Here is a 23,039-nt window from a genome sequence, read left to right on the forward strand (position 1 = left end):
ACCGGTGAGCACTCGCCGCTCGTACGACCGCGTGGCCGCGCGCTACGCGTCCGAGCTGAGCGGCGAGCTCGCCGGCAAACCGCTGGACCGCGCGCTGCTCGACGTGGTGGCGGAGTTGGCGGGCGGTCTGGTGCTCGACGTCGGCTGCGGGCCCGGGCACGTCACCGCCTACCTGGCCGATCGGGTGCCTGTGGTCGGCGTCGACCTGTCACCGGAGATGTGCGCGCACGCCGCCGTTCCTGCCTGTGCCGGTGACATGACCGCGCTGCCCGTGCGGTCGCAGTCGGTATCCGCGCTCGTCTGCCTGTACGCGGTCATCCACCTCGATGCCGCTGCACGTGCCGCGGCTTACGCGGAGTTCGCGCGGGTGTTGAAGCCTGGCGGGCAGGCGTTGGTGGCGTTCCACGTGCGGGACGCGGAGACCGCGGCGGGCCAGGCGCGGACGCTGACCGAGTGGTGGGGTGACGAGGTCGACCTGACGTTCCGGTTCCTGGACCCGGACGGGGAGGTGCGGGCGTTGGCGGAGGCGGGTCTCGTGGTGACGGCCCGCCTCGACCGCGCGCCGGACTCGCGGGTGGAGCACGCGAGCGAGCGGTGCTACCTGCTGGCGCGTGCCGCCAGCGACTCCGGCACCGGGTCGTAACGCGAGAACCGGCGCGTGAAGGTCCCGGTCCCCGAAGTCAGCGACCGCAGCTCGATCGCGTACCGCAGCAGCTCCGAAGAAGGCACCTCGGCGCGGATCACCGTCCGCCCGCCCTCGCCGGCCTCGGTCCCGAGCACCCGCCCGCGCCGCCCGGACAGGTCCCCGAGCACGGTGCCCAGGTGCTCGTCGGGCAACCGGATCGCGACCTCGTCCACGGGCTCCAGCAACTGGGTCCGCCCGGCCGCGGCCGCCTCCTTCAACGCCAGCGCCCCCGCGGTCTGGAAGGCGGCGTCGGACGAGTCGACGGAGTGCGCCTTGCCGTCGACGAGCGTCACGCGGACGTCGACCACGGGGGTGCCGTCGTGGAGGCCCCGCTCCAGCTGGGCGCGGACGCCCTTCTCGACGGACGGGATGAACTGGTTCGGCACCGAGCCGCCGACGATCTTGTCGACGAACTCGAAGCCGGAGCCCCGGGGGAGTGGTTCGACGACGATGTCGCAGACGGCGTACTGGCCGTGGCCGCCGGACTGCTTCACGTGGCGGCCGTGGCCCTTGGCGGAGTCCGCGAAGGTCTCGCGGAACGGGACGCGGACCGGTTCGGTGTCGATCTCGGCTCCGCCGGCGCGCAGGCGGGCCAGGACGACGTCGGCGTGGGCCTCGCCCATGCACCACAGGACCATCTGGTGCGTTTCGGCGTTGCGGTCCAGGCGCAGGGTGGGGTCGCTCGCGACCAGGCGGTTGAGGTTGCGGGCCAGGTTGTCCTCGTCGCTGCGGGTGCGCGGGACGACGGCGATGGGCAGCAACGGTTCCGGCATGTCCCACGGCGCCATGAGCAGCGGCTGCTCGGGGGCGGAGACGGTGTCGCCGGTTTCGGCGGTGGTCAGCTTCGTCAGCGCGCACAGGTCACCGGCGACGCAGTACGGGACCTCTCGCAAAGTGGAGCCCAACGGCGAGTAGATGTGGGCCACGCGTTCGTCGGCGTCGTGGTCCTCGTGGCCGCGGTCGGCCATGCCGTGCCCGGAGACGTGCACGGGGCGTTCGGGACGCAGGGTGCCCGAGAAGACGCGGACCAGCGACACGCGGCCGACGTAGGAGTCCACTGCGGTGCGGACCACCTCGGCGACGAGCGGCCCGTCCGGGTCCGGGGCCATGCGGGGTTGGGGGATGCCGTCGACTGACGTCACGGACGGAAGCTCGTGCTCCAGCGGTGAGGGGAACGCGCGCGCGATGCCGTCCAACAATTCGGTGAGACCCATGCCGGTTGCGGCGCACACGGGCATCACGGGGTGGAACGAGCCTCGTGCGACGGCGGTTTCCAGGTCGGCGATCAGCGTGTCCTGGTCGATGTCCTCGCCCGCGAGGTAGCGGTCCATGAGGGTCTCGTCCTCGCTCTCGGCGATGATGCCCTCGATCAACGCCGCGCGTTCGTCCGGGTGGTTCTCGCCGGAGGTCAGCAGGCCGACGAGCGAGTCGCCCTCCTGCACGTAGAGCGGCACGACGCCGGCGCCGAACGCGGCCTGGCACTCGATCACCGCGTTGGCGAAGTTCGCACGGTGGTGGTCCGTGCGCGTGATGACGACGGCGCGAGGCATGCCCACGAGAGAGCACTCCTCCCACAACGCGATGGTGGCCGCGTCGACGCCCTCGAAGGCGTTCACAACAAAAAGGGCCGCGTCCGCGGCCCGCAGTCCTGCCCTGAGCTCACCCACGAAGTCGACGTAGCCGGGGGTGTCGATCAGGTTGATCTTGACGTCCCCGTGCTGGACGGGGGCGACGGCGAGGCCTACCGACCGTTGTTGTCGCACGGCCGCCGGGTCGTGGTCGCAGACGGTGGTGCCCTCGGTGACCGATCCCGCGCGGGTCAGCACGCCGGTGGTGGCGAGCAGGGCCTCGGTGAGCGTCGTCTTGCCCGCGCCTGACGGTCCCACGAGCACGACGTTGCGGACCTTGGCCGGGTCGTCCACAGCGACCGCGCCTGCCGATGAGCCGTTGTCGGAGTGCTTGCTTCCCATGGCGACCTCCGTCAAGTCGTAGTGTCCGATCTCACACCCGTTGGCGGCGCAGGACAAGCCCGGAAACCCATCTGGTCGCCAACTGGCGTTCACGCCACTTCTGGGTGACGGGCGTCACGACCTGCGTTGATCGTGAAGTGGCATTCCGAAATGTGGCCCCAGTGGCTTGGGAGAGGGGGCCACAGCGGTCGTACCGTGAGTTCACCAGAACTTCCCCTCGCGAAAGGTTGCCCCGGTGAGCACTGATCAGGTCACGGGCACTGCCCGCGTCAAGCGCGGCATGGCCGAGATGCTCAAGGGCGGCGTGATCATGGACGTGGTCGACGCCACCCAGGCGAAGATCGCGGAGGACGCGGGCGCCGTCGCCGTCATGGCTCTCGAGCGCGTGCCCGCCGACATCCGCGCCCAGGGCGGCGTCGCCCGGATGAGCGACCCCGACCTGATCGACGGGATCATCAACGCCGTCTCGATCCCGGTGATGGCGAAGGCCCGCATCGGCCACTTCGTCGAGGCGCAGGTCCTCGCGTCGCTCGGCGTCGACTACATCGACGAGTCCGAGGTGCTCACCCCGGCCGACTACGCGAACCACATCGACAAGTGGGCCTTCACGGTCCCCTTCGTCTGCGGTGCGACGAACCTCGGCGAGGCCCTGCGCCGCATCACCGAGGGCGCGGCCATGATCCGCTCCAAGGGCGAGGCCGGCACCGGTGACGTCTCCAACGCCACCACGCACATGCGCAAGATCCGCCAGGAGATCCGCCGCCTGCAGAACCTCCCCGAGGACGAGCTCTACGTGGCCGCCAAGGAGCTCCAGGCGCCGTACGAGCTGGTCAAGGAGGTCGCGCAGAACGGCAAGCTCCCCGTGGTGCTGTTCACCGCGGGCGGCATCGCGACCCCGGCCGACGCCGCGATGATGATGCAGCTCGGCGCCGAGGGCGTGTTCGTCGGTTCCGGCATCTTCAAGTCCGGCAACCCGGCCCAGCGCGCCGAGGCCATCGTGAAGGCCACCACCTTCCACGACGACCCCGACGTCATCGCCAAGGTCTCGCGCGGCCTGGGTGAGGCCATGGTCGGCATCAACGTCGAGGACGTGCCGGAGCCGCACCGCCTGGCCGAGCGCGGCTGGTAGGTCAGCTCCCGCCGAGGGCGCACCGCTTCCGGCGGTGCGCCCTCAGGCGTTCTCAGCCCGTCCGGGTGAAGCAGTACGTCGTCTTGATGTCCGGGTACGCGAGCGCGGGGGACGATCCGCACGCCGTCTTGTCCGCGGTGTTCGTGAGCACCTTCACCCGCAGCACCTCGAGCCCGGCGCACGGGGGTGTCTCGACCTCGCCGCTGAGCGAGAACGTCGTGAACCGGTAGCACCGGCCGTCGGCGAAGGCCGGGATCAGGCAGATGTTCACGCTCTTGCGGCCCGAGTAAGCGTGGTACTTCATGTACGAGCCAGGGGCTTCGCCGCACTTCTCGCTCTGCGAGCCCAGCACCTTGCTCACGGTGTAGTCGTGGGTTCCCGTGCCGCACGGCACCTGCTCGTACTTCACGTTGAACGACGCGCCCCCGAGCTTCACGCAGTCACCGGCGGTCGCGGACGGCAGGACCGACGTCGTGATGACGGTCGGGCTGGTGTTCATGGTGCTGCCCGAAGCGGGACCACCGCCGTTCGGGAGCAGGTGGACGGCGGTCGGCACCGTCGCGATCAGCAGGAAGCCGAGCACGGACCCGATGACCAGGCCGGCACGGGACGACCGCTTCGGCGGCGTGCCGTGGGGCGGGAGAGCGGCCGCCGGGTGGGGTGGCCCGGTCCGGTGCCGCCCACACGTTCGGGCGCTCCCCGGCGGGGTCGCCGGACTCTTCCGGCGTGGCGGGCGGGATGGGCGGAGTCGTCATGGAAAGCCCCCTCGGCGCGGACGTGGATGTGATCGTCTGGCCGACGCGAGCAGTCCCCCCGGACCTCCGCCCACCCTGGGACCGGGCGCCTCCGCCCGGTCCCGCTCAACGGGTCAGGTGCGCACCGTCTCGGCCAGGCCGGACAGAGCCGCCGGCAGCGGCGAGTGGTGCAGCACGCCGAGCCGTTGCGTGGCGCGGGTCAGCGCCACGTACAGCTCCGCCGCGCCACGCGGTCCGTCCGCCAGGATCCGTTCCGGCTCCACGACGAGCACCGAGTCGTACTCGAGGCCCTTGGTCTCCGACGCGGGAACGGTGCCGGGCACGCCGGGCGGGCCGATCACGACGCTGGTGCCCTCGAGAGCGGCCTCGGCCGCGACGAACTCCTCGATGGCGCCGGGCAGCTCGTCGGCGGTGACCTGGCGCGCCCACGGCTGGATCCCGTTGGCGCGCACCGACTCCGGCGCCTGGACGTCCGGGGCGAACTCGGCCAGCACCCGCGCGGCGACGGCCATGATCTCCGCGGGCGTGCGGTAGTTGACCGTCAGCGAGCGGTACTCCCAGCGGCCCGGCACGTAGGGCTCCAGCATCTCGCCCCACGACGTGGCACCGGCCGGGGCCCGGCGCTGCGCCAGGTCGCCGACCACCGTGAAGGAACGGCCGGGGCAGCGGCGCATCAGCACTCTCCAGTCCATTTCGGACAGTTCCTGGGCCTCGTCGACCACGACGTGCCGGTAGGTCCAGCTCCGGTCCGCGAGGGCGCGTTCCGCCAGCGTGCGCTGGTCGTGCTGCTCGAAGCGCACGGCCAGGTCCTCGGCGTCCAGCATGTCCGAGGCGAAGAGGTGGTCCTCGTCGTCCATGTGGTCGACGCGGTTGACCATGCTCTCCAGCACCTCGGACGCGTACCGGGCCTCGGCCGCGCGTTCGGCCGCCGCGGCCTGGTCGGCTGCCTGCTCGGTGCCGTCCTTGCCCAGCAGGTCGTGCAGCTCGTCGAGCAACGGCACGTCCGAGACCGTCCACGCCTCGCCGTCCACGCGGTGCAGCGACGGGTCGGCGCCCGCCGCCGCGAGTGCCTCCGGCGAGGTGTACAGCGACGAGAGGAGCTCGAACGGCGTCATGATCGGCCACAGCAGGTCCAGCGCCGCGAGGAAGCCGTCGTCGTCGGCGAGGTCCTTGACCAGGCCCGAGCGCATGTCCTCCCAGGCCTCCTTGTCCGAGCGGGACATCCAGTTCTTGCCGATCCGGCCGATCGCGCGCTCGGTGAGGACGTACGTGATGATCTCGCGGAACACCGCGCGGGCCTCGTTGTGCGGCAGACCGCTGTCGCGCGCCTCCTGCCGCGCCCACTCGGCCACGTCCGGTCCGATGGGGACGACGACGTCCTTCATGCCGATCGGGATCGGCTCCTCCGGGATCCGCTGCCGCGCCGAGACCGCCGCCCTCAGCACGTCGACCATCTTGCGGGAACCCTTGAGCCGCGCCACCTCCGGCGTGTCCTCGGCCGTCGCGAGCAGGCCGGGCAGCAGGCTGCCGGCCGTCGAGAAGACCACGTCGGACTCGCCGAGCGAGGGCAGCACCCGGCTGATGTGGTTGAGGAACGCCGGGTTCGGGCCGACGACGAGAACGCCGTGCCGTTCCATGCGCTCTCGTTGCGTGTACATCAGATAGGCGACGCGGTGCAGCGCCACGACGGTCTTGCCGGTGCCGGGACCACCTTCGATCACCAGCACGCCGGGGTGGTCGAGCCGGATGATCGCGTCCTGCTCGGCCTGGATCGTCGCGACGATGTCGCGCATGCCCTCGCCGCGCGGTGCGTTCAGCGCCTCCAGCAGGGCGACGTCGTTCTGGTCCTCGCCGAGCCTGCCGAACACCTCGTCGGTGAACGCGGCCACCTCGCGGCGCCGGGTGAGGAACTGGCGGCGCCGGCGCATGCCCTCGGGGTTCGCGCCGGTCGCGGTGTAGAACGGCCGCGCCGCCGGTGCCCGCCAGTCGAGCAGCAGCGGCTCGAAGTCGTCGAACTCGTCGAACAGGCCGATCCTGCCGATGTAGGAAACGTCCCCGTCGACGCTGTCGAGCCGGCCGAAGCACAGCCCGTAGTCGGCCACGTTCAGGCGCTTCATCTCACGGTGCCGGGCACGCACCTCGTTGTCACGGTCCATCGCGGTCTCGCCGGTGCCACCCAGCGCGGACTGGTACGCCGCCTTCACGCGCGCACGCTCGTTGTCCAGCCGTGCGTAGAGCCCGGCCACGTAGTCGCGTTCGGACTGCAGTTCTTCTTCGTACCCCACGTGCTCCCCAGTGCGCCTGTGTTGTGGCATGAGGCGTCGAGTGTGAACGATGAACGGGGCCTTGTGGCAAGGCCCCCCTTCTGCTATACGGTTAAGTGGGAGAAATCGCACCACGGCGTGACGTGCGCGTGTGGGCCCCGCGTAGTTCTTCGCCTCCGGATGCCTCGCTCGTCGTCATGGCGGGTGATCGCGCCGTTCCGCCCGGCAGCGGGCCGGAAGGCGCGGACCACACCTCGCCCGGCCGCTGCTCTTCTTCTGGAACCGGGCGCATGGCAGTGGGCAAAACGTCATCAGCAGGCGTCGCCACAGCAGTGAAAGCCGTTGTGTCGACGACACACGATTCGACCGCATTGAGGGCGCAGCCCTCATGCCCGCTCGGTCATTTCGCCGGGAAACCGGGCGTCCCTCATCCCGCGGTATTGACAGCTGCTCCGGCGATGGGAGAGGTTCACGGCCGTAACCGACGACCATGCCAGTAGGAGCGGAAATCGATGCCTACCACCGAACGGGCGTTGACGGCCAGCGAGACGGCTTTCATCCTCGCTGGGTTCGGCCCAGTCGTGGTCCGCACGGCCTTCGCCGGAACGTTCGACCCAGTGCTGCTCGAAGACGCGTGGCAGCGGCTCGGTCACGAGTACCCGCTGTTGCGCTGCAGGATCATCGGGGGTCAGGACGGTTTCGAGTTCGCCTTGCAAGACAGCACGTCAAAGGTGACCGCCGGTGCAGAAAGCTTCGAGCAAGACATTTCCCGGCGGATCGAAGACGGCATGGTCAGTCAATTGTCGCTGCATCAGACGGCTGACACCGCGGCATTGACGCTCGCCGTCGACCACGCCGTTTCGGACGCTCGGCTGGTGCTGGTCCTGTCGCGGGCTCTGCTCCGCATCTACGCCACTCTTCTGCACGGCGAATTCCAGCCCTCGGCGCCTCGCCCGGTGTTCGAGGCCGGGCTGGAAGAACTCTTCTCCGGAAAATACGCGCCAGGCCGGCCGGAAACGCCCGAAGTGGTGGAAGAGCCCGCGGTCCTGTCAGGGGGCCCCGGCGTGCCACCGTCCGGCTTCGGCGTGCAGCACCTCGAACTCGACCAGGGGACGACGACCGAGGTCACCGAGTTCGCCCGCGCGAGCGGGATCTCGGTGACGAGCTTGCTGTGCGGAGCGGTTTCCGGCGCGGTACGAGCCCGGGCACCCGAAGCCGGCGGTCCGCTGCCGGTCACCCTGTGCATCCCGGTGGATTTTCGCGAACGACTCGCCCCACCGATCGATCCGGACGCCCAACTGTGCGGTGCTCTTCCGTGCCTGGTCACCGTCCCGGTCGCTGCCGACGACGAACCGGCCGAGGTCGGAGTGCGCGTCGCCGCGGGTCTGCGTGCGGCTCTGGAGCGGGCCGAACCGCAGCGGACCCTGCTGGCCCAGTGCCTCTCACCGGCGCCCCCGCCGACCATGACGTTCATGGTGTCGAACATCGGTGTCGTGGAGGATCCCGCGCTGCCCGATGGCCCGCGTGTCACCGGTAGCCGCTTCGCCGCGACGTTGCAGGGTCCGGTACCCGCGATGTTCGTGGGGACGGTGGGCGGACGGCTGACCCTCGACGTGGTCTACGACCGCGCGTTCCACAACGACGAGGAGATCGGTGAAGTCATGGCTTCGGTCGAGGCCGCACTGCACGTCTAGACGGTGTGCTCCATGACCATCACCGCGGTCGTCCCCGGCTCCAGCGCCTTGCAGATGTGCGGCAGGTCACCCGGGTAGACGATGTAGTCACCGGGCCCGAGCTCGATCGGGTCGTCCGCGAGCCCGGCGAGGCACCGCCCCGAGGCCACGATCATGTGCTCGACGCTGCCGGGAACGTGCGGGAGCGACTCGCGGGCGCCACCCGGTTCGAGGGCCAGCCAGTAGAGGTCGTGCTTGGTGCCCGGACGGCACGCGGCCAGCAGCGTTGCGGAGTAGTGCGCGCGCTCGGAGTGGATGACGGGGCCTTCGCCGGCGCGGATGACCTGCACGCGGGGGACGGCGGGTTCGACGAGCCGGCTGAACGGGACGCCGAGGGCCACGCCGAGTGCCCACAGGGTCTCGACGCTGGGGTTTCCGGCGCCGGACTCCAGCTGGGAGAGCGTCGACTTCGCGATGCCCGCCTTCTTGGCCACCTCCGAGAGCGACATGCCGGTGCGATCGCGCTCGCGCCGGAGGTTGGCCGCGATCAGGTCGAGTGGTGCGTTCGACACAGAAGTCCATCCGTTCGTCTTGACGAACACCTAGCCCAGGTGTTCATCTTAATGGGTGGTCCGTTCGATCTGGCGAACTCTTGATGCGGTGCTCCTGCGTGACGTCGCCGCGGTGGCACTCGGTGCCGCGGTGACCGGTGCCAGTTTCGGTGCCATCTCGGTGGGCTCCGGCCTGCCGTGGTGGATGCCGGTGCTGATGTCGCTGGTGATCTTCGCGGGTGGCTCGCAGTTCATGGCCGTGGGCATCGTGGCCTCGGGTGGCAGCCCTGCCGCGGCGGTGCTGGCCGGGCTCGTGCTCAACGCGCGGCACCTGCCGTTCGGCCTGGCGGTCGGCGACGTGCTGGGCAACGGCTGGCTCGCGAGGATCGTCGGCAGCCACCTGCTGATCGACGAGTCCACGGCGTTCGCGATGGCGCAGAGAGACCCCGCGAGAGCGCGGGCGGCCTACTGGGCGTGTGGCGTGTCGTTGTTCTTCACCTGGAACGCGGGCGTGCTCATCGGGGCGCTCGCGGGGCAGGCGATCGGCGATCCGGGCACGTTCGGGCTGGACGCGGCCTTCCCCGCGGCGATGCTCGCGCTCACGCTGCCCGCCCTGAAGGACGCCGCCACCCGCAACGCGGCGCTCACGGGTGCCGTCATCGCGCTCGCGACCACGCCGTTCCTGCCCGCCGGGGTGCCGGTGCTGCTCGCGCTCGCCGGGCTGGTCGCGTTCCGGAGCAAGAAGGAGGAGCCGTGCCCGTCACCGCAGTCCTGATCCTCGCCGCGGGGACGTTCGCGATCCGCTTCGCCGGCCCGCTGCTGCGCGACCGCGTCACGCTGCCCGACCGGGTCCGCGAGATCATCTCCGCGAGCGCGACCGTGCTGCTGCTGGCGCTGGTCGCGGTCTCGGCGCTGACGAACGGCAAGCAGTTCGGCGGCTGGGCGCTCGCGCTCGGCGTCGTCGCCGGCGGGCTCGCGGCGTGGCGGAAGCTGCCGTTCGTGGTCGTCATCGTGCTGGCGGCCGCCACGACGGCCGGGCTGAGGCTCCTCGGGGTGAGCTAGTGCTTGCGGACGTGGGAGAAGAGGAGGTTCGTGTGGACCTCCGTGACCTCCCGGCGGCTCGTGAACTTGTCGAGCACGAGCCGTTGCAGGTGGCCGACGTCCGCCACGGCGACGTGCACCAGGAAGTCCTCCGGGCCCGTCACGTGAGAGAGGGCGAGCGTCTCCGGCAGTGAGAGCACGTACGCCATGAACGGGTCGACGATCTCCTTGGTGTGCGGGCGGATCTTCACCGCGAGCATCGCCTGCACGTGCTGCCCGACGGCTTTCGGATCGATCTCCGCGTGGTAGCCGGTGATCACGCCGCGCTCCCGCAGCGCGCGGTGCCGGACGACTGCCGTGGACTGCGCGACGTTGACGCGTTCGGCCAGGTCCTTGTTCTGCAGCCGCGCGTCCTTCCGCAGCTCCCGCACGATGGCCTCGTCGATCGAATCCAGCACGGCTCTTCTCCGTTCCACCGAATCGGCTGCGGTTCGTTGTCCGTTCGTCCGAGGAAGTCTCCACCATTTGGGCCATGACGCGCATCGAGACCATCGCAGTGCACGGGGGCCGCGACGACCTCGCGGAGCTCGGCGTGCACGCACCTCCCATCGACCTGTCCACCACCTACCCCGTGCCCGACCAGGCGCTCGGCGGGGAAGCGCTGGGGGACTGGGCCACCGGGGCCGCGCGGGCCAGTTCGCCCGTCTACGCGCGGCTGCACAACCCGACGGTCGCCCGGTTCGAACAGGCGCTCGCGGCCCTCGAGCACACCGAGACCTCCGTGGCGTTCGGCAGCGGCATGGCGGCGGTCACCGCCGTGGTCCAGGCCGCCTGCGTGATGGCGGGCAAGCCGCACGTCGTCGCCGTGCGGCCGCTGTACGGCGGCACCGACCACCTGCTGTCGTCGGGTCTGCTGGGCGTCACGACCACGTACGTCGAAGCGGGCCTGGTGGCCTCCGCGATCCGGCCGGACACCGGGCTCGTCGTCGTCGAGACCCCGGCCAACCCGAACCTCGACCTCGTCGACATCGACCACGTCGTGCGCCAGGCGGGCGGTGTGCCGGTCATGGTCGACAACACCTTCGCGACGCCGGTCCTGCAGAACCCCGCGCTGCACGGCGCCTCGTACGTCCTGCACTCCGGCACCAAGTACCTCGGCGGGCACGGCGACGTGCTCGGCGGCGTCGTGGCCTGCTCCGAGGAACGGGCGGCGGCGCTGCGACAGGTCCGGATCATCACCGGCGCGGTGCTGCACCCGCTCGGCGGCTACCTGCTGCACCGCGGCCTCGCGACCCTGCCGCTGCGCGTCGAGGCGGCGTCCCGGTCGGCGGCGGTGCTGGCGGCACGTCTCGCCGAGCACGACGCCGTCGAGTTCGTGCGCTACCCGACGGCATCGCTGCAGATGCGGGGGACGGGCGCGATGATCGCGTTCGGCGTCCACGGCGACCCGGTCGAGGTGGTGCGCCGGCTGGAGCTGATCACGCCGGCCGTCTCGCTGGGATCGGTCGACACCCTGATCGAGCACCCCTCGGCTTTGACGCATCGGCTGGTTCCGGGTGAAGATCTGCGCGCTTCTGGCGTTCCGGACAATTTGCTGCGCATTTCCGTGGGACTCGAGCACGTCGAGGACATTTGGGCGGACTTGAACGCGGCGCTGTGTGACGTCGCTTACGTTAAGCCTTCCCCAACTGATTTCTTGGTGATGACTGCCACTCACTAGGGTTCCGACGCATCAGCGCGTCGGGGCGCGGGAGGTTCCGACGCGAGCGTTTTTCCGTTTTCGGAAGGAACCTCCTCGTGAGTTCTGTGGAAACTGATGCGGACGGCTACACCAAAGCGCTCAGCAAGCGCCAGGTGCAGATGATCGCCATCGGTGGCGCGATCGGCGTCGGCCTCTTCCTGGGCGCGGGCGGACGCCTCGCCACGGCGGGGCCGTCGCTGATCCTGTCTTACGCGTTGTGCGGTCTCGCGGCGTTCTTCGTCATGCGCGCGCTGGGCGAGCTCGTGCTCCACCGCCCGGTCGCCGGCAGCTTCGTCGAGTACGCCCGCGAGTTCATCGGCCCCTGGGCGGGCTTCACGTCCGGCTGGATGTACTGGGTCAACTGGGCGATGACGGGCATCGCCGAGATCACCGCCGTCGCGATCTACATGCACAAGTGGTTCCCGGACCTGCCGCAGTGGATCACCGCGCTGGTCGCCCTGTTCGTGCTGGTCGGCATCAACATGCTGTCCGTCAAGCTGTTCGGCGAGCTGGAGTTCTGGTTCAGCGTCATCAAGGTCACGGCCATCGTCGTGTTCCTCGTGACCGGCATCGGCCTGGTCATCGCGGCGGCGGACATCGGCGGCACGACGGCGTCGGTCTCCAACACGCTCGGCCACGGCGGCCTGTTCCCCGCGGGCTTCGGCGTCGCGCTGATGACGCTGCAGGCCGTGGTCTTCGCCTACTCGGCGATCGAGCTCGTGGGCATCGCGGCCGGCGAGACCAAGGACCCCGAGAAGATCATGCCGCGCGCCATCAACGGCGTCGTGTACCGCATCGCGATCTTCTACGTCGGCTCCGTCCTGCTGCTGACGATGCTGCTGCCCTGGGACCACTTCACGGGCACCGAATCGCCGTTCGTCACCGTCTTCTCCGCATTGGGCATCCCGGCGGTCGGCGACATCATGAACGCCGTGGTGCTGACGGCCGCATTGTCGTCGTGCAACTCGGGCCTTTACTCGACCGGTCGCATTCTGCGCTCGCTCGCGCAGAAGGGCGAGGCGCCCGCGTTCACGGGCAAGATGAACTCCCGTCACGTTCCTTACGGCGGCATTCTCTTCACGGGTGCGGCTTACCTGTTCGGCGTCGTCCTGAACTACACCGTGCCGAAGGAAGCTTTTGACATCGCGATCGCCGTGGCGTCCCTGGGCGTCGTGTCGACGTGGGCGACGCTGATCATCTGCCAGCTGCGGCTGCGCAAGAAGGCGATGGCCGGCGAGATCGAACGGCCCTCGTACCGCATGCCCGGCGCGCCGTACACGTCGTGGGGGACGCTCGCGTTCCTCGCGCTGGTGATCGGGCAGATGGCGTTCGCCGGGACCGCGGAGAAGATCGCGTTCTGGTCCATCCCCGTGCTCGCGCTCGTGCTGTTCGTCGGGTGGCGCTTCGTGAAGTCGCGTCAGCCGGTGGAGTCCGGGCGGCTGGTGTCCGCCGACTGATCTGGTCGGCGGGGTTCGCGCCGCGGGCCGTCTCCTCACGAGGGAGGCGGCCCGCGGTCGCGCACAGGGGTGGTCGGCAGGCCGGAGGACCTCGAATATGCTGGTGAACATGGTTGTCGCTGCCCCGCCCGTCATCGGTGTGCTCGCCCTGCAGGGCGACGTCCAGGAGCATCTCGTCTCCCTCGCGCAGTGCGACGTCACGGCGCGGCCGGTGCGCAGGGCCGAGGAGCTGGACGAGCTGGACGGGATCGTCATCCCCGGCGGCGAGTCGACGACCATCAGCAAGCTGCTCGACAACTTCGAGCTGCTGGAGCCGCTGCGGGCGAAGATCAAGGCGGGCTTCCCGGCGTACGGGTCGTGCGCGGGCATGATCCTGCTGGCCAACGACGTGCTCGACGGCCGTGACGACCAGCACCAGCTCGGCGGGCTGGACATCACGGTGCGGCGCAACGCGTTCGGGCGGCAGGTCGACTCGTTCGAGACCGACCTCGACCTGGCGGGGCAGAACGTGCACGCGGTGTTCATCCGGGCACCCTGGGTGGAGGCGGTGAGCGGGGAGGTCGAGGTTCTCGCTACGGTGCCCGTCACGGCTGAGGCGGGCGATGCCGCCGGTAGGATCGTCGCGGTCAGGCAGGGCAACGTGCTGGCCACGGCGTTCCACCCGGAGCTCACGGGGGATGAGCGCGTCCACCGCCTGTTCGTGGACATGGTTCGTGGTTCGACTGGTTCGGAGGAGAAATGAGCGGCCACTCCAAGTGGGCGACCACCAAGCACAAGAAGGCCGCCATCGACGCCAAGCGCGGCAAGCTCTTCGCGCGGCTGATCAAGAACATCGAGGTGGCGGCCCGCACCGGTGGTGGTGACCCGGACGGCAACCCGACGCTGTACGACGCGATCCAGAAGGCCCGGAAGAACTCGGTGCCGCTGGACAACATCGAGCGCGCCCGCAAGCGCGGTGGCGGCGAAGAGGCCGGCGGCGCCGACTGGCAGACGATCATGTACGAGGGCTACGGCCCCAACGGTGTCGCGGTGCTCATCGAGTGCCTCACGGACAACCGCAACCGCGCGGCGACCGAGGTCCGCACGGCGATGACGCGCAACGGCGGCTCGATGGCCGACCCCGGTTCGGTGTCGTACATGTTCAGCCGCAAGGGCGTCGTGATCGTGCCGAAGGCGGGCACGTCCGAGGACGACGTGATGCTGGCCGTGCTGGAGGCCGGTGCCGAGGAGGTCAACGACCTCGGTGAGTCGTTCGAGGTCGTGTCCGAGGCGGGCGACCTGATCCCGGTCCGCAAGGCGCTGCAGGACGCGGGCATCGACTACGAGTCGGCCGAGTCGAGCTTCCTGCCGTCGGTCTCGGTGCAGCTCGAGGCCGAGGGCGCGAAGAAGATCTTCAAGCTGATCGACGCGCTGGAGGACTGCGACGACGTGCAGAACGTCTTCGCGAACTTCGACGTGTCCGACGAGGTCATGGCCGAGGTCGGCTGAGTCCCGACGCGGACGGACGCCGGTCACGCAGCACGCGTGACCGGCGTTCTCGCTTTTTCAGCGGACGTCGACGCGACCGGTCTCGGACTCCGCGAGCTCGGCCTGGACCTGCTTGAACGCCACGTCGTCGAGGCCGAGGGCGTCGCGCAGGAACGCCCAGGACGCCCGGCGGATCACCGCGACCCGCTCCGGGCTCTCGTCGGTGGTGTCCGTGGCGTTGTAGCCGTGGATCCCGCCGAGCGAGTGCTCGCCGCCGAACAGCGTCAGCAGGCCGCGCGCGCCGGGCGCGTGGTGGTAGACGTCGGTGAACCAGTCGGGACCGCGGGTGCTGAGCATCGACTGGTCGGCGTCGCCCGCGACGGCGAGGAACGGCGTGCTCATCCGCTCGAAGTCCGGGGACATGAACGAGCCGAAGTTCTCCTGGGCGAACGGCGTCAGGTCCTCGCCGCCGAAGCCGGTCGACGCGAACAGCACCCCGGCCTTCACGCGGGAGTCGGTCAGATCGGGTCCGGGCTCGCCGTCGGCGTCGAGAACGCGCGCGCCGAGGAGCATGCCGACGGTCTGCGCGCCCCACGAGTGCCCGGCGACGGCGAGGCGGTCGCGGTCGACGCGGCCGAGAAGTCCCGGCACCGCACCGAGAACGACGTCGAGGTCGTCGATCACGCGCTGGACGTCCTCCACGCGGAACCGCGAGATCTCCGGGTACCGGGGGTCGGCGGGTGTGAGGCCGAGCGTCACCGAGTCGAGGAACGTCGGCTGGACGACCACGAAGCCGTTGCTCGCCCAGAAGTCCACCAACGGGTCGTAGGACGACATCGACTGGCTGAAGCCGTGGGCGAAGACGACGACGGGGAGATCGGTGCCGGACGCCGGTGCGGACACCCGCACCTGGAGGTCGTCACCGCGGTCGGGCGCGGGCAGCACGACCGGCTTGACGCTGATGATCGGCGTGGTGAACGTGGGCACGGCGGTGCTGGTCAAAGGCATGACAGGTGTCCTTCTGCGAGTGCGTGAGCGCGCTGTAGACTCTGAACCGGAGCGCAGTTCCGAATATACGGAGCAACGTTCCGCTTGGCAAGCGCGGACGTGGGAGAGGTGTGCCGGTGGCGGAGTCGACGGGGAAGAGGGCGGACGCCCGGCGCAACGAGAAGGCGCTGCTCGACGCCGCCGCGGCGGTGTTCGTGAGCGACGGCGTGGACGCGCCCGTGCGCAAGATCGCCGCCGAGGCGGGCGTGGGCATGGGGACGATCTACCGGCACTTCCCGACGCGCGCGGACCTCGTGGTCGCCGTCTACCGGCACCAGGTCGACGCGTGCGCCGAGGCCGGACCCGCGCTGCTCGCGTCGGCGGACTCGCCGTTCGCGGCGCTGCGGAGCTGGGTGGACCTGTTCGTGGACTTCCTCGTGACCAAGCGCGGCCTCGCCGCGGCGAGCCGCAGCGACCCCGAGGGGTTCGCCGCGCTGCACGGGCTGTTCCTGGAACGCCTGCTGCCGGTCCTGGACGACATCCTCGCGGCGGCGCGTGAGGCGGGGGAGATCAAGTCGGACCTCCCCGCGTACCAGCTGCTCCGCGCGATCGGGGACATCTGCGCTGGGGCCGAGCGCGTCGACCCCGACTACGACGCGCGGATCACCATCGGCCTACTGCTCGACGGGTGCCGGGGCTGAGGCCAGCGCCAGGAAGGCACGCCAGGCGGCGGCGCTGACGGGCAGGTGGGTGGCCGGAGCCTTGCTGTCCCGGATGCCGACTCCCTGACCGATCTCCACGCAGTTGTTGCCGTCGCCGGTGTAGCTGCTCTTGCGCCATGCGGTCATTGGAGACCCTCCAAGATGCTGTTGATCACCGCCCTCGATTGTTCCTCATCCAGGGCGACAGCCGCGAGGTCCTTCAGGATGTTCTCGTAGACCTCGACGGTTCCCTTGTCGTCGAAGAACAAGCCGCACTTGACGCTCTCGATGTAGACGACGGACGGGTATTTCGGGAACTTCATCAGGCGGAAGTCGCCTGCCGCGCCTGCGTGCATGCCAACCGACCTCGGCACGATCCGGATGCTGATGTACTTCCGCACCGACATCCGCAGCAGGTGAGCGAGCTGCTCACGCCACACCTCCTCGCCGCCGACCGGGAGCCACACCGCCTGTTCGTGCATGTAGAAGGTGAAGGTTCGGTCGTATTCGAGAATCTCTGCTCGGGTAACTCTGGCTGCGACCGTCGCCTGGATCTTCTCTGGCGGGACCGTCCGTGCTTTGGCGGTGACGGCCTCGATGTACTCGCGGATCTGAAGCAAGCCGGGTACGAGGACCATCGACCAGTCGATGATCTCGTCGGCCTCCTTTTCCTGGTTGATCAAAGTTCGAGCCTGATCCGGCAGGCCGTCCTCCGGAATCTGCAGGAAGACGTTGCCCGACTCGCGGAACAGCGTCAGCAGGCGTTCGCGCTCATCAAGTGGCGTACGGCAGTAGGCGAGCAGCGTGGCGACTTCCAACTCGTCAGCGCCGCCCTTGCCGGCGAGCAGGTCGGACATCTTGGCCTCCTGCCAGCCGAGCAGCTCGGCGAGCCTGCGCTGGTCAGGCCGGTGCGCTCGACGGCTGCTCGGACGCCGTTGCCGAACTCGCGGCCCACCACGCTGGACGATCTCTTGGGCATCCACGGAAAGTAGGGGCAGCGCGGACTGACGCCCTATCGTTTCCGATCGAATGTGCCTGAAGGTGGGAGCCTTGGAACAGCTCTAAGCAGGCCTAAGGCACCAAAAGCGTGCCGTAGGGTGGATGGCGTGCTTTCCGACGAAGACATCGAGCTGAGGGCCCGGCTGCTCTCCGCCGCCGACCGGCACGGCCACATGAACATCGTTGTGAACCCCGACTCCGAGGGTGCGGGGTACGTGTTCTCGGTGGGGGCGTGGCGCCGGTTCGGCGTGGCGGAGGCCGTCGTGATCGGGCTGCCGCAGGGCATGGGCGAGAACCTGATCAACGCCTACGTCGGGCGGGCGAGCCAGGGGGAGCGGTTCGTGCCCGGCAAGCTCTACGACGACTTCTTCGACGGCGTGCCGATCGTGTTCGAGCGGGTCTACAAGGGCTTCTACCCCGAGTTCTTCGGCAGCGCGTACCTGCTCTACGACGGGTCGGACTTCGCGGCCCTGCAGATCATCGTGCCCACGCCCGACGGCAGGTGGCCCTGGCAGCCGGACGCGCCGGAGGGGTTCGGCGACCACCAGCTCGTGCTCACCGAGAGCGGTGTCCCGGAGAGCTGGACGCCGGGGGTCACCGGCCCGTGAGCGTCCACATCGGACCGTTGACGGAGGGGCACGCCGGCGAGGTCATGACGGTCCAGCGCGCCGCGTACCTCCAGGAGGCCCGCCGGTACGGGGCCTGGGACCTGCCGCCGCTGGTCGAGACGCTCGACGAGATCCGCGAGCACCTCGCCGGCGGCACGCCCGCGCTCGGGGCGTTCGACGGCACGCGGCTCGTCGGGTCGGTGCGCAGCCGCGTCGACGGCGAGCGGATGGAGGTCGCCCGGCTGGCCGTCGCGCCCGACGTGCAGGGCGGTGGCGTCGGGCGGAGGCTGCTGCGGGCGATCGGCGAGCGCGCGCCGGAGGGCGTGAGCGTCGTCTGGCTGTTCACCGGCGCCGAGAGCGACGAGAACCTGCGGTTCTACGAGAGCGCCGGGTTCGTGCGGGTCAGCGAGCACCTCGACGCCGTGGGCATCCGGTGCGTCAGCCTGGAGCAGAAGCTCGTCTGACGTCCTCGCGACGTTGTCCGGAGCTCGTTGTCCGTTCGGATCGTCCCGACAGTGGACAACGACCAGCGGGTAGAACAGCGGTGCGGCGGCGGTCCGGGGGGATCCGCGGCCGTCACGGGGGAAGAGCGCCCCGCCCCGCAGGAGGCGAGGGGGATGCGGAGCGGGGCGCTTCGAACTCCGGTGACCGGCTACGGCTTTCGTCCCAGCAGGCCGATCAGCCGGGTTTGGTCGTCGGCGTCCGAGGAAACCGGAACAGGCGAGTCGAACATCGAGGAGCCGCTCCAGTCGTCGATGTTGCGTTCGACGTAGGACAGCACGGACGACGCGAGGTCAGGGTCTATGCGTTCATCGGCGCCGATGGAGCGTGCCAGGTCCCAGGCGTGCACCGCGAGGTCCGCCGTCATCTGCCAGCAGTACTCCTCGGCGTCGATCGTCCCCGACGACACGCTCACCGTCTTCTTCAGCGCGTCCGGCTCCAGCCACGCCTCGCGCGCCGCCGCGGCCGCCAAGACCCACGACACGAGGGGCTCCTCGCCCAGGTTGTCGTGGTCGAAGCGGTCGCCGACCTGCCGCACCGTGCAGCCGGCGAGCAGCTCCGGTGCCCAGAGTTGTTCGTGGACGAGGTGGCCGACCAGGTCTCTGACCGACCACTCCCGGCAGGGGGTGCCGAGCGTCCACTGGTCCGGTGCGATCTCCCGCACCCGCCGGTCGAACTCCGTCATCGCCACTCCGTGCGCCTGGATCAAGTCCATCCCAGCAGTGCATCAAATCCTGCCCAACCCCGCACCCCGGCGTGAGAGTTGGGCCACTCGGACGCAACCCCGTTTGCAAACCGTACGAACGTTCGGCGTAATCTCGTCCGGATCCGCCGTGACATCGTTGACACGAGAGGGCGATGACTGTGAGCGCACCCAGCGCCAGCATCTCCGCGCAGGACAAGGGATTCTTCGGGCATCCCCGAGGCCTGTCCACGCTGTTCTTCACCGAACTCTGGGAACGGTTCTCGTTCTACGGGATGAAGGCCATCCTCGGCCTCTACCTGTGGACGGCCGTGTCCGAGGGCGGTCTCGGCGTCGACAAGGCGCTGGCCCTGTCCGTCGTCGCCATCTACGGCACAGCGGTCTACATGTCCGGTGTCGCGGGCGGCTGGCTCGCCGACCGCGTCTGGGGCGGCCAGCGCGCGACGTTCTACGGCGGCGTGCTGATCATGTGCGGTCACATCGCCCTGGCGCTGCCCATCGGCATCACCGGCGTGTACCTCGGCCTGATCTTCATCGTCTTCGGCACCGGCCTGCTCAAGCCGAACATCTCGACCGTCGTCGGCGGCCTCTACGCCAAGGACGACTCGCGTCGTGACGCCGGCTTCACGGTGTTCTACATGGCGATCAACATCGGCGGCTTCATCTCTCCGTTGATCACCGGCGCTCTCGCGGACGGCATCGGCTTCCACGCCGGGTTCGCCGTCGCCGCGGTCGGCATGGCCCTCGGCCTGGTCCAGTACCGCATCGGCCGCAAGAACCTCCGCGGTTCCGCCGCCGTGCCGCCGAACCCGCTGCCCGTGCAGGAGAAGGGCCGCGTCTACGGCCTCATCGGCGGCATCGCCGTCGCCATCGCCGCGCTGGGCGTGCTCGCGTACGTCCTCGGTGGCGTCGAGGGCGTCATCCTGATGATCAGCATCATGTCGATCGTGCTGCCCATCGCGTACTTCACCGTGATGCTGCGCAGCCCGAAGACGCTGCCGGAGGAGAAGCCGCGCGTCATCGCGTACATCCCGCTGTTCATCGCCGCGGCGATGTTCTGGCTGATCTTCGAGCAGAGCGCCTCGGTCATCGCGGAGTTCGCCGACTCGAACGTCGACAACCACGTGTTCGGCTGGGAGTTCCCGGTCGCCTGGTTCCAGTCGATCAACCCGATCATGATCATCGCCCTGGCGCCGGTCTTCGCGTGGCTGTGGATCAAGCTCGGCACCCGCGCTCCCTCGACCCCGCGCAAGTTCGCCGGTGCCCTGGTGCTCGTCGGCCTGTCGTTCGTGCTGATGTTCTTCGCGAGCAACTCGGCCGCCGACGGCAAGGTGACGCCGCTGTGGCTCGTGCTGATGTTCCTGATCATGACCGCGGGTGAGCTCATGCTCTCGCCGGTCGGCCTGTCCGCGACGACCAAGCTGGCGCCCAAGGCGTTCGCGTCGCAGACGATGAGCCTGTGGTTCCTCGCGACCTCGGCCGGTACCGGTGTGGCCGCGCAGCTCGTGAAGTTCTACACGACGAGCCCGTCGGCGTACTTCCTCACGCTGGGCGGCGCGGCCGTGGTGCTCGGCGGCGCGCTCGCGGTGGCGGCCCCGTCGATCCGCAAGCTGATGGCGGGCGTGGAGTAGGGCTCCCGCGGATGAGGCGAGAGGGAGGCCCGTCGCGGCGGCGGTGCGGCGGGTCTCCCTCTCGTTTCTAAGGATGCACTACGGAGATGTGTCATTGGGGCACGAACATTGCTCCACGCGGGTGAAGTAGCGCACGTACCGCAACAAATCTCGCCCCAGGTCAGCTCGTATTCACTGTCAGTGACCGTTTGGTTTCGTTCGCGCGCACCGGAAGACGCAAGGCGCCGCGGATCAGCTTCGACCTCCTGCGCGCGACCGGGCCGTCCTGCGCGAGGTTCGGGAAGCGCTTGAAGAGCTCGTGCAACGCGATCGCGCCCTCGATGCGGCTCAGCCCGGCGCCGATGCAGTAGTGGATGCCCGCGCTGAACGCGAGGTGCTCGCGCGCGTTGGACCGGGTCGGGTCGAACTTCGCCGGGTCCTTGAAGACGCGCGGATCGCGGTTCGCCGCCGCCAGCACCAGCATGACCGGCGTGCCCTTCGGCAACGAGACGCCGGCGAGCTCCAGGCGTTCCTGCGGCCAGCGGATCGTGTACTGCACGGGCGGGTCGAGCCGCAGCACCTCTTCGACGAACCCCTCGGCGTACTCCGGGCTCTGCGCGAGCGGCAGCACCGTGTGCGGGTTCTCGAACGCCTTCAGCACGCCGTTGCCGATCAGGTTCACCGTCGTCTCGAACCCGGCGAAGAGCAGCAGGCCGGTCGTGGCGACCAGGTCCTCGCGGCTGAGGTCCTCGTGCCGCGTCACGAGGTGGCTGACGATGTCCTCCTTGGGGTTGCGGCGGCGTTCCGCGATGAGGACGTCGATGAAGTCGTTGTACTCGACGATCGTGGCGTACAGGTCCTTGAGCTGCTTGTGCGACCACACCCCGTCGAGCGTCTCGGCGAGCGAGCTGCCCCAGCGCGCGAAGATCGCCTTGTCCTCGTCCGGCACGCCCAGCAGGTCGGCGATCACCTGGATCGGCACCTGCGACGCGAACTCACCGACGACGTCGAACCGGTCGCCGAGGCGGTCGAGGTGGTCGCAGACAATCCTCTGGATGGACGCTGTGCGGTCCTTGAGCGCGCGTGGCGTGAAGAACGGCTGCACGAGCTTGCGCAGCCGCGTGTGGTCCGGCGGGTTCTTCATCAGGAACGAGTCCTGCACCGGGTTGACGATCTTCTCGCCGTTCCGCACGAGCGTGATGGGCACCATCGACGCCTCGTCGAAGGTGGCGGTGATGAACCTGTTGTCCCGCAACACCGAGTCGCAGATCGCGCGGCTCGGCGTGACGTACGCGCCCATGCGGCTGCGCACCATGTCGCCCTTCGCGCGCACCTTCTCGTACATCGCGTAGGGGTCGCGGTCCGGCGGCGAGGCCAGCACACCCGCGTAGGGGTCACCGAGCAGCGCGTAGCCGCGGACGAGCGTGCGCAGCGCGAAGAGCTGGGCGGTGGTCTTCAGCGTCGACATGGGACCACAGTGGTGTTCGCGTGGCGAACTCTCAAGAGCTGCGACGATGACGCCGCACGGTTTCCTCCACCAGGTCGAGCACCGGCTCCATGTCGTCCGCCGGCAGGCCCATCGCGAGGTGCGAGACGAGGCCTTCCAGGACCAGTTCGAGGAAGCTCGTCAGCACCGTCACGTCGACGTCGTCGCGCAGGTTGCCCGCCTCGCGCTGCCGGATGAGCCGCTGCCGCGTGGCCGCCGTGAGCTGTTCGCTCCGCTCGGCCCACCGCGCCCGGAAGTCCGGGTCCGTCCTGAGCCGGCGCGAGACCTCGAGGCGCGTGCCGAGCCAGTCGGCCGCGTGCTCCTCGGTGCGCTTCTCCGGCTCGTCGAGCAGGTCGCGCATGACCTGGACGAGGCCCTGCGCGGCCACCACGTCCGCCATCCGCAGGGCGTCGTCCTCGGCCAGTGCGAGGAAGAGCGACTCCTTGTCGCGGAAGTGGTGGAAGATCGCACCGCGGGACAGTCCCGTGGCCTCTTCGAGACGGCGTACCGTGGCACCCTCGTAGCCGTGTCGCGCGAAACAGGCACGCGCACCGTCGAGGATCTGACGGCGGCGGGCGTCGAGGTGGTCCTGGCTCACCCTGGGCACTGGAGAATGGTGGCAGGGGGAGGGCGGGAAATCCAATCCGTACGTACGGATTGGTGGGATCCGCCGGTGTGATCTTCCCGGCCGCGGGCACGGGTGGCGCGGTT

Annotated in this window: 24 protein-coding genes; 13 read left to right on the plus strand and 11 right to left on the minus strand. The window is 69.5% G+C overall.

Going from position 1 to position 23,039, the window contains the following annotated elements:
- The first annotated feature begins 4 nt into the window (after positions 1 to 4).
- Positions 5 to 643 carry a class I SAM-dependent methyltransferase gene (locus V1227_RS39890; protein ID WP_329790236.1) on the plus strand — a complete coding sequence of 213 codons (639 nt, stop codon included), beginning with the start codon at positions 5 to 7 and terminating at the stop codon, positions 641 to 643.
- Here V1227_RS39890 and V1227_RS39895 read toward each other — a convergent pair.
- Positions 598 to 2,655 carry an elongation factor G-like protein EF-G2 gene (locus V1227_RS39895; protein WP_329790237.1) on the minus strand — a complete coding sequence of 686 codons (2,058 nt, stop codon included), beginning with the start codon at positions 2,653 to 2,655 and terminating at the stop codon, positions 598 to 600. The genes V1227_RS39890 and V1227_RS39895 overlap by 46 nt on opposite strands.
- 235 nt (positions 2,656 to 2,890) lie before the next feature.
- Between V1227_RS39895 and pdxS the strand changes: the two genes are divergently transcribed.
- Positions 2,891 to 3,784, plus strand: a complete 894-nt coding sequence (pdxS, locus tag V1227_RS39900) for a pyridoxal 5'-phosphate synthase lyase subunit PdxS (protein ID WP_179953702.1) — start codon at positions 2,891 to 2,893, stop codon at positions 3,782 to 3,784.
- Positions 3,785 to 3,836: 52 nt separating this feature from the next.
- Here pdxS and V1227_RS39905 read toward each other — a convergent pair whose 3' ends face one another.
- Positions 3,837 to 4,367: an LppU/SCO3897 family protein gene (locus tag V1227_RS39905; protein ID WP_329790238.1), complete on the minus strand. Its 531-nt coding sequence runs from the start codon at positions 4,365 to 4,367 to the stop codon at positions 3,837 to 3,839.
- 285 nt (positions 4,368 to 4,652) lie between these two features.
- A complete protein-coding gene (gene helR / locus V1227_RS39910; RefSeq protein ID WP_442916426.1) occupies positions 4,653 to 6,824 on the minus strand; it encodes an RNA polymerase recycling motor ATPase HelR in 2,172 nt (723 codons plus the stop codon).
- 491 nt (positions 6,825 to 7,315) lie between these two features.
- On the opposite strand from helR, the gene V1227_RS39915 reads away from it, so the two are divergent.
- Positions 7,316 to 8,497, plus strand: coding sequence for a phthiocerol/phthiodiolone dimycocerosyl transferase family protein (locus V1227_RS39915; RefSeq protein ID WP_329790240.1), 1,182 nt, complete (start codon positions 7,316 to 7,318; stop codon positions 8,495 to 8,497).
- Here the strand turns inward: V1227_RS39915 and V1227_RS39920 are convergent.
- Positions 8,494 to 9,048, minus strand: coding sequence for a helix-turn-helix domain-containing protein (locus tag V1227_RS39920; protein ID WP_236219058.1), 555 nt, complete (start codon positions 9,046 to 9,048; stop codon positions 8,494 to 8,496). The genes V1227_RS39915 and V1227_RS39920 overlap by 4 nt on opposite strands.
- Positions 9,049 to 9,136: 88 nt before the next feature.
- Here V1227_RS39920 and V1227_RS39925 point away from each other — a divergent pair, with 88 nt between their 5' ends.
- Both V1227_RS39925 and V1227_RS39930 read left to right on the plus strand, forming a co-directional pair.
- The gene (locus V1227_RS39925; protein ID WP_245733984.1) at positions 9,137 to 9,802 is read left to right on the plus strand and encodes an AzlC family ABC transporter permease; all 666 of its coding nucleotides are present in this window, start codon (positions 9,137 to 9,139) and stop codon (positions 9,800 to 9,802) included.
- On the plus strand, positions 9,781 to 10,089 hold the full coding sequence (locus V1227_RS39930; RefSeq protein WP_329790241.1) for an AzlD domain-containing protein: 309 nt from the start codon (positions 9,781 to 9,783) through the stop codon (positions 10,087 to 10,089). Before V1227_RS39925 ends, V1227_RS39930 begins: the two co-directional genes overlap by 22 nt.
- On the opposite strand, the gene V1227_RS39935 is transcribed toward V1227_RS39930, so the two are convergent.
- Positions 10,086 to 10,526, minus strand: coding sequence for an Lrp/AsnC family transcriptional regulator (locus V1227_RS39935; protein ID WP_090103141.1), 441 nt, complete (start codon positions 10,524 to 10,526; stop codon positions 10,086 to 10,088). The genes V1227_RS39930 and V1227_RS39935 overlap by 4 nt on opposite strands.
- Before the next feature lie 74 nt (positions 10,527 to 10,600).
- On the opposite strand from V1227_RS39935, the gene V1227_RS39940 reads away from it, so the two are divergent.
- From V1227_RS39940 to V1227_RS39955, 4 genes are all read left to right on the plus strand, one after another.
- Positions 10,601 to 11,788, plus strand: coding sequence for a trans-sulfuration enzyme family protein (locus tag V1227_RS39940; protein ID WP_329790242.1), 1,188 nt, complete (start codon positions 10,601 to 10,603; stop codon positions 11,786 to 11,788).
- 140 nt (positions 11,789 to 11,928) lie between these two features.
- The gene (locus V1227_RS39945) at positions 11,929 to 13,266 is read left to right on the plus strand and encodes an amino acid permease (protein ID WP_329794220.1); all 1,338 of its coding nucleotides are present in this window, start codon (positions 11,929 to 11,931) and stop codon (positions 13,264 to 13,266) included.
- Positions 13,267 to 13,375: 109 nt separating this feature from the next.
- Positions 13,376 to 14,008 carry a pyridoxal 5'-phosphate synthase glutaminase subunit PdxT gene (gene pdxT, locus V1227_RS39950; protein WP_329790243.1) on the plus strand — a complete coding sequence of 211 codons (633 nt, stop codon included), beginning with the start codon at positions 13,376 to 13,378 and terminating at the stop codon, positions 14,006 to 14,008.
- Positions 14,005 to 14,754: a YebC/PmpR family DNA-binding transcriptional regulator gene (locus V1227_RS39955; protein ID WP_090103135.1), complete on the plus strand. Its 750-nt coding sequence runs from the start codon at positions 14,005 to 14,007 to the stop codon at positions 14,752 to 14,754. Before pdxT ends, V1227_RS39955 begins: the two co-directional genes overlap by 4 nt.
- A 57-nt stretch (positions 14,755 to 14,811) precedes the next feature.
- Here V1227_RS39955 and V1227_RS39960 read toward each other — a convergent pair whose 3' ends face one another.
- Positions 14,812 to 15,741, minus strand: coding sequence for an alpha/beta hydrolase family protein (locus V1227_RS39960; RefSeq protein WP_329790244.1), 930 nt, complete (start codon positions 15,739 to 15,741; stop codon positions 14,812 to 14,814).
- A 116-nt stretch (positions 15,742 to 15,857) separates the two neighbouring features.
- Between V1227_RS39960 and V1227_RS39965 the strand changes: the two genes are divergently transcribed.
- Positions 15,858 to 16,421 carry a TetR/AcrR family transcriptional regulator gene (locus V1227_RS39965; RefSeq protein ID WP_329790245.1) on the plus strand — a complete coding sequence of 188 codons (564 nt, stop codon included), beginning with the start codon at positions 15,858 to 15,860 and terminating at the stop codon, positions 16,419 to 16,421.
- Here V1227_RS39965 and V1227_RS39970 read toward each other — a convergent pair.
- Positions 16,395 to 16,568, minus strand: a complete 174-nt coding sequence (locus V1227_RS39970; protein ID WP_236219072.1) for a DUF397 domain-containing protein — start codon at positions 16,566 to 16,568, stop codon at positions 16,395 to 16,397. The two genes, V1227_RS39965 and V1227_RS39970, sit on opposite strands and share 27 nt — an antisense overlap.
- Positions 16,565 to 17,278, minus strand: a complete 714-nt coding sequence (locus V1227_RS39975) for a DUF5753 domain-containing protein (protein WP_329790246.1) — start codon at positions 17,276 to 17,278, stop codon at positions 16,565 to 16,567. The genes V1227_RS39970 and V1227_RS39975 overlap by 4 nt, the downstream gene beginning before the upstream one ends.
- Before the next feature lie 249 nt (positions 17,279 to 17,527).
- On the opposite strand from V1227_RS39975, the gene V1227_RS39980 reads away from it, so the two are divergent.
- Both V1227_RS39980 and V1227_RS39985 read left to right on the plus strand, forming a co-directional pair.
- Positions 17,528 to 18,028, plus strand: a complete 501-nt coding sequence (locus V1227_RS39980; RefSeq protein WP_236219076.1) for a DUF4262 domain-containing protein — start codon at positions 17,528 to 17,530, stop codon at positions 18,026 to 18,028.
- A complete protein-coding gene (locus V1227_RS39985; protein ID WP_329790247.1) occupies positions 18,025 to 18,492 on the plus strand; it encodes a GNAT family N-acetyltransferase in 468 nt (155 codons plus the stop codon). The genes V1227_RS39980 and V1227_RS39985 overlap by 4 nt, the downstream gene beginning before the upstream one ends.
- 188 nt (positions 18,493 to 18,680) lie before the next feature.
- Here V1227_RS39985 and V1227_RS39990 read toward each other — a convergent pair whose 3' ends face one another.
- Positions 18,681 to 19,214 (minus strand): TIGR03086 family metal-binding protein, encoded by a 534-nt coding sequence (locus V1227_RS39990; protein ID WP_329790248.1) that lies wholly within the window; start codon positions 19,212 to 19,214, stop codon positions 18,681 to 18,683.
- A 173-nt stretch (positions 19,215 to 19,387) separates the two neighbouring features.
- Between V1227_RS39990 and V1227_RS39995 the strand changes: the two genes are divergently transcribed.
- Entirely contained in the window at positions 19,388 to 20,863 is a 1,476-nt protein-coding gene (locus tag V1227_RS39995; protein WP_329790249.1) for a peptide MFS transporter, read from the plus strand.
- A 160-nt stretch (positions 20,864 to 21,023) separates the two neighbouring features.
- On the opposite strand, the gene V1227_RS40000 is transcribed toward V1227_RS39995, so the two are convergent.
- Both V1227_RS40000 and V1227_RS40005 read right to left on the minus strand, forming a co-directional pair.
- Entirely contained in the window at positions 21,024 to 22,310 is a 1,287-nt protein-coding gene (locus V1227_RS40000) for a cytochrome P450 (protein ID WP_329790250.1), read from the minus strand.
- Positions 22,311 to 22,341: 31 nt separating this feature from the next.
- The gene (locus V1227_RS40005) at positions 22,342 to 22,935 is read right to left on the minus strand and encodes a TetR/AcrR family transcriptional regulator (protein WP_329790251.1); all 594 of its coding nucleotides are present in this window, start codon (positions 22,933 to 22,935) and stop codon (positions 22,342 to 22,344) included.
- Between the last annotated feature and the right edge of the window lie 104 nt (positions 22,936 to 23,039).

The sequence above is a fragment of the Lentzea sp. DG1S-22 genome (genome assembly GCF_036321065.1).
In the GTDB taxonomy this organism is placed as follows: domain Bacteria; phylum Actinomycetota; class Actinomycetes; order Mycobacteriales; family Pseudonocardiaceae; genus Lentzea; species Lentzea jiangxiensis.

What these genes read in the sequence shown, in the direction of transcription:
- V1227_RS39895 (WP_329790237.1), bottom strand. Translation starts at nt 2,655, where the DNA reads ATGGGAAGCAAGCACTCCGACAACGGCTCATCGGCAGGCGCGGTCGCT.
- V1227_RS39915 (WP_329790240.1), top strand. Translation starts at nt 7,316, where the DNA reads ATGCCTACCACCGAACGGGCGTTGACGGCCAGCGAGACGGCTTTCATC.
- V1227_RS39940 (WP_329790242.1), top strand. Translation starts at nt 10,601, where the DNA reads ATGACGCGCATCGAGACCATCGCAGTGCACGGGGGCCGCGACGACCTC.
- V1227_RS39945 (WP_329794220.1), top strand. Translation starts at nt 11,929, where the DNA reads ATGATCGCCATCGGTGGCGCGATCGGCGTCGGCCTCTTCCTGGGCGCG.
- pdxT (WP_329790243.1), top strand. Translation starts at nt 13,376, where the DNA reads ATGGTTGTCGCTGCCCCGCCCGTCATCGGTGTGCTCGCCCTGCAGGGC.
- V1227_RS39955 (WP_090103135.1), top strand. Translation starts at nt 14,005, where the DNA reads ATGAGCGGCCACTCCAAGTGGGCGACCACCAAGCACAAGAAGGCCGCC.
- V1227_RS39960 (WP_329790244.1), bottom strand. Translation starts at nt 15,741, where the DNA reads ATGCCTTTGACCAGCACCGCCGTGCCCACGTTCACCACGCCGATCATC.
- V1227_RS39970 (WP_236219072.1), bottom strand. Translation starts at nt 16,568, where the DNA reads ATGACCGCATGGCGCAAGAGCAGCTACACCGGCGACGGCAACAACTGC.
- V1227_RS39975 (WP_329790246.1), bottom strand. Translation starts at nt 17,278, where the DNA reads ATGTCCGACCTGCTCGCCGGCAAGGGCGGCGCTGACGAGTTGGAAGTC.
- V1227_RS39990 (WP_329790248.1), bottom strand. Translation starts at nt 19,214, where the DNA reads ATGACGGAGTTCGACCGGCGGGTGCGGGAGATCGCACCGGACCAGTGG.
- V1227_RS39995 (WP_329790249.1), top strand. Translation starts at nt 19,388, where the DNA reads ATGACTGTGAGCGCACCCAGCGCCAGCATCTCCGCGCAGGACAAGGGA.
- V1227_RS40000 (WP_329790250.1), bottom strand. Translation starts at nt 22,310, where the DNA reads ATGTCGACGCTGAAGACCACCGCCCAGCTCTTCGCGCTGCGCACGCTC.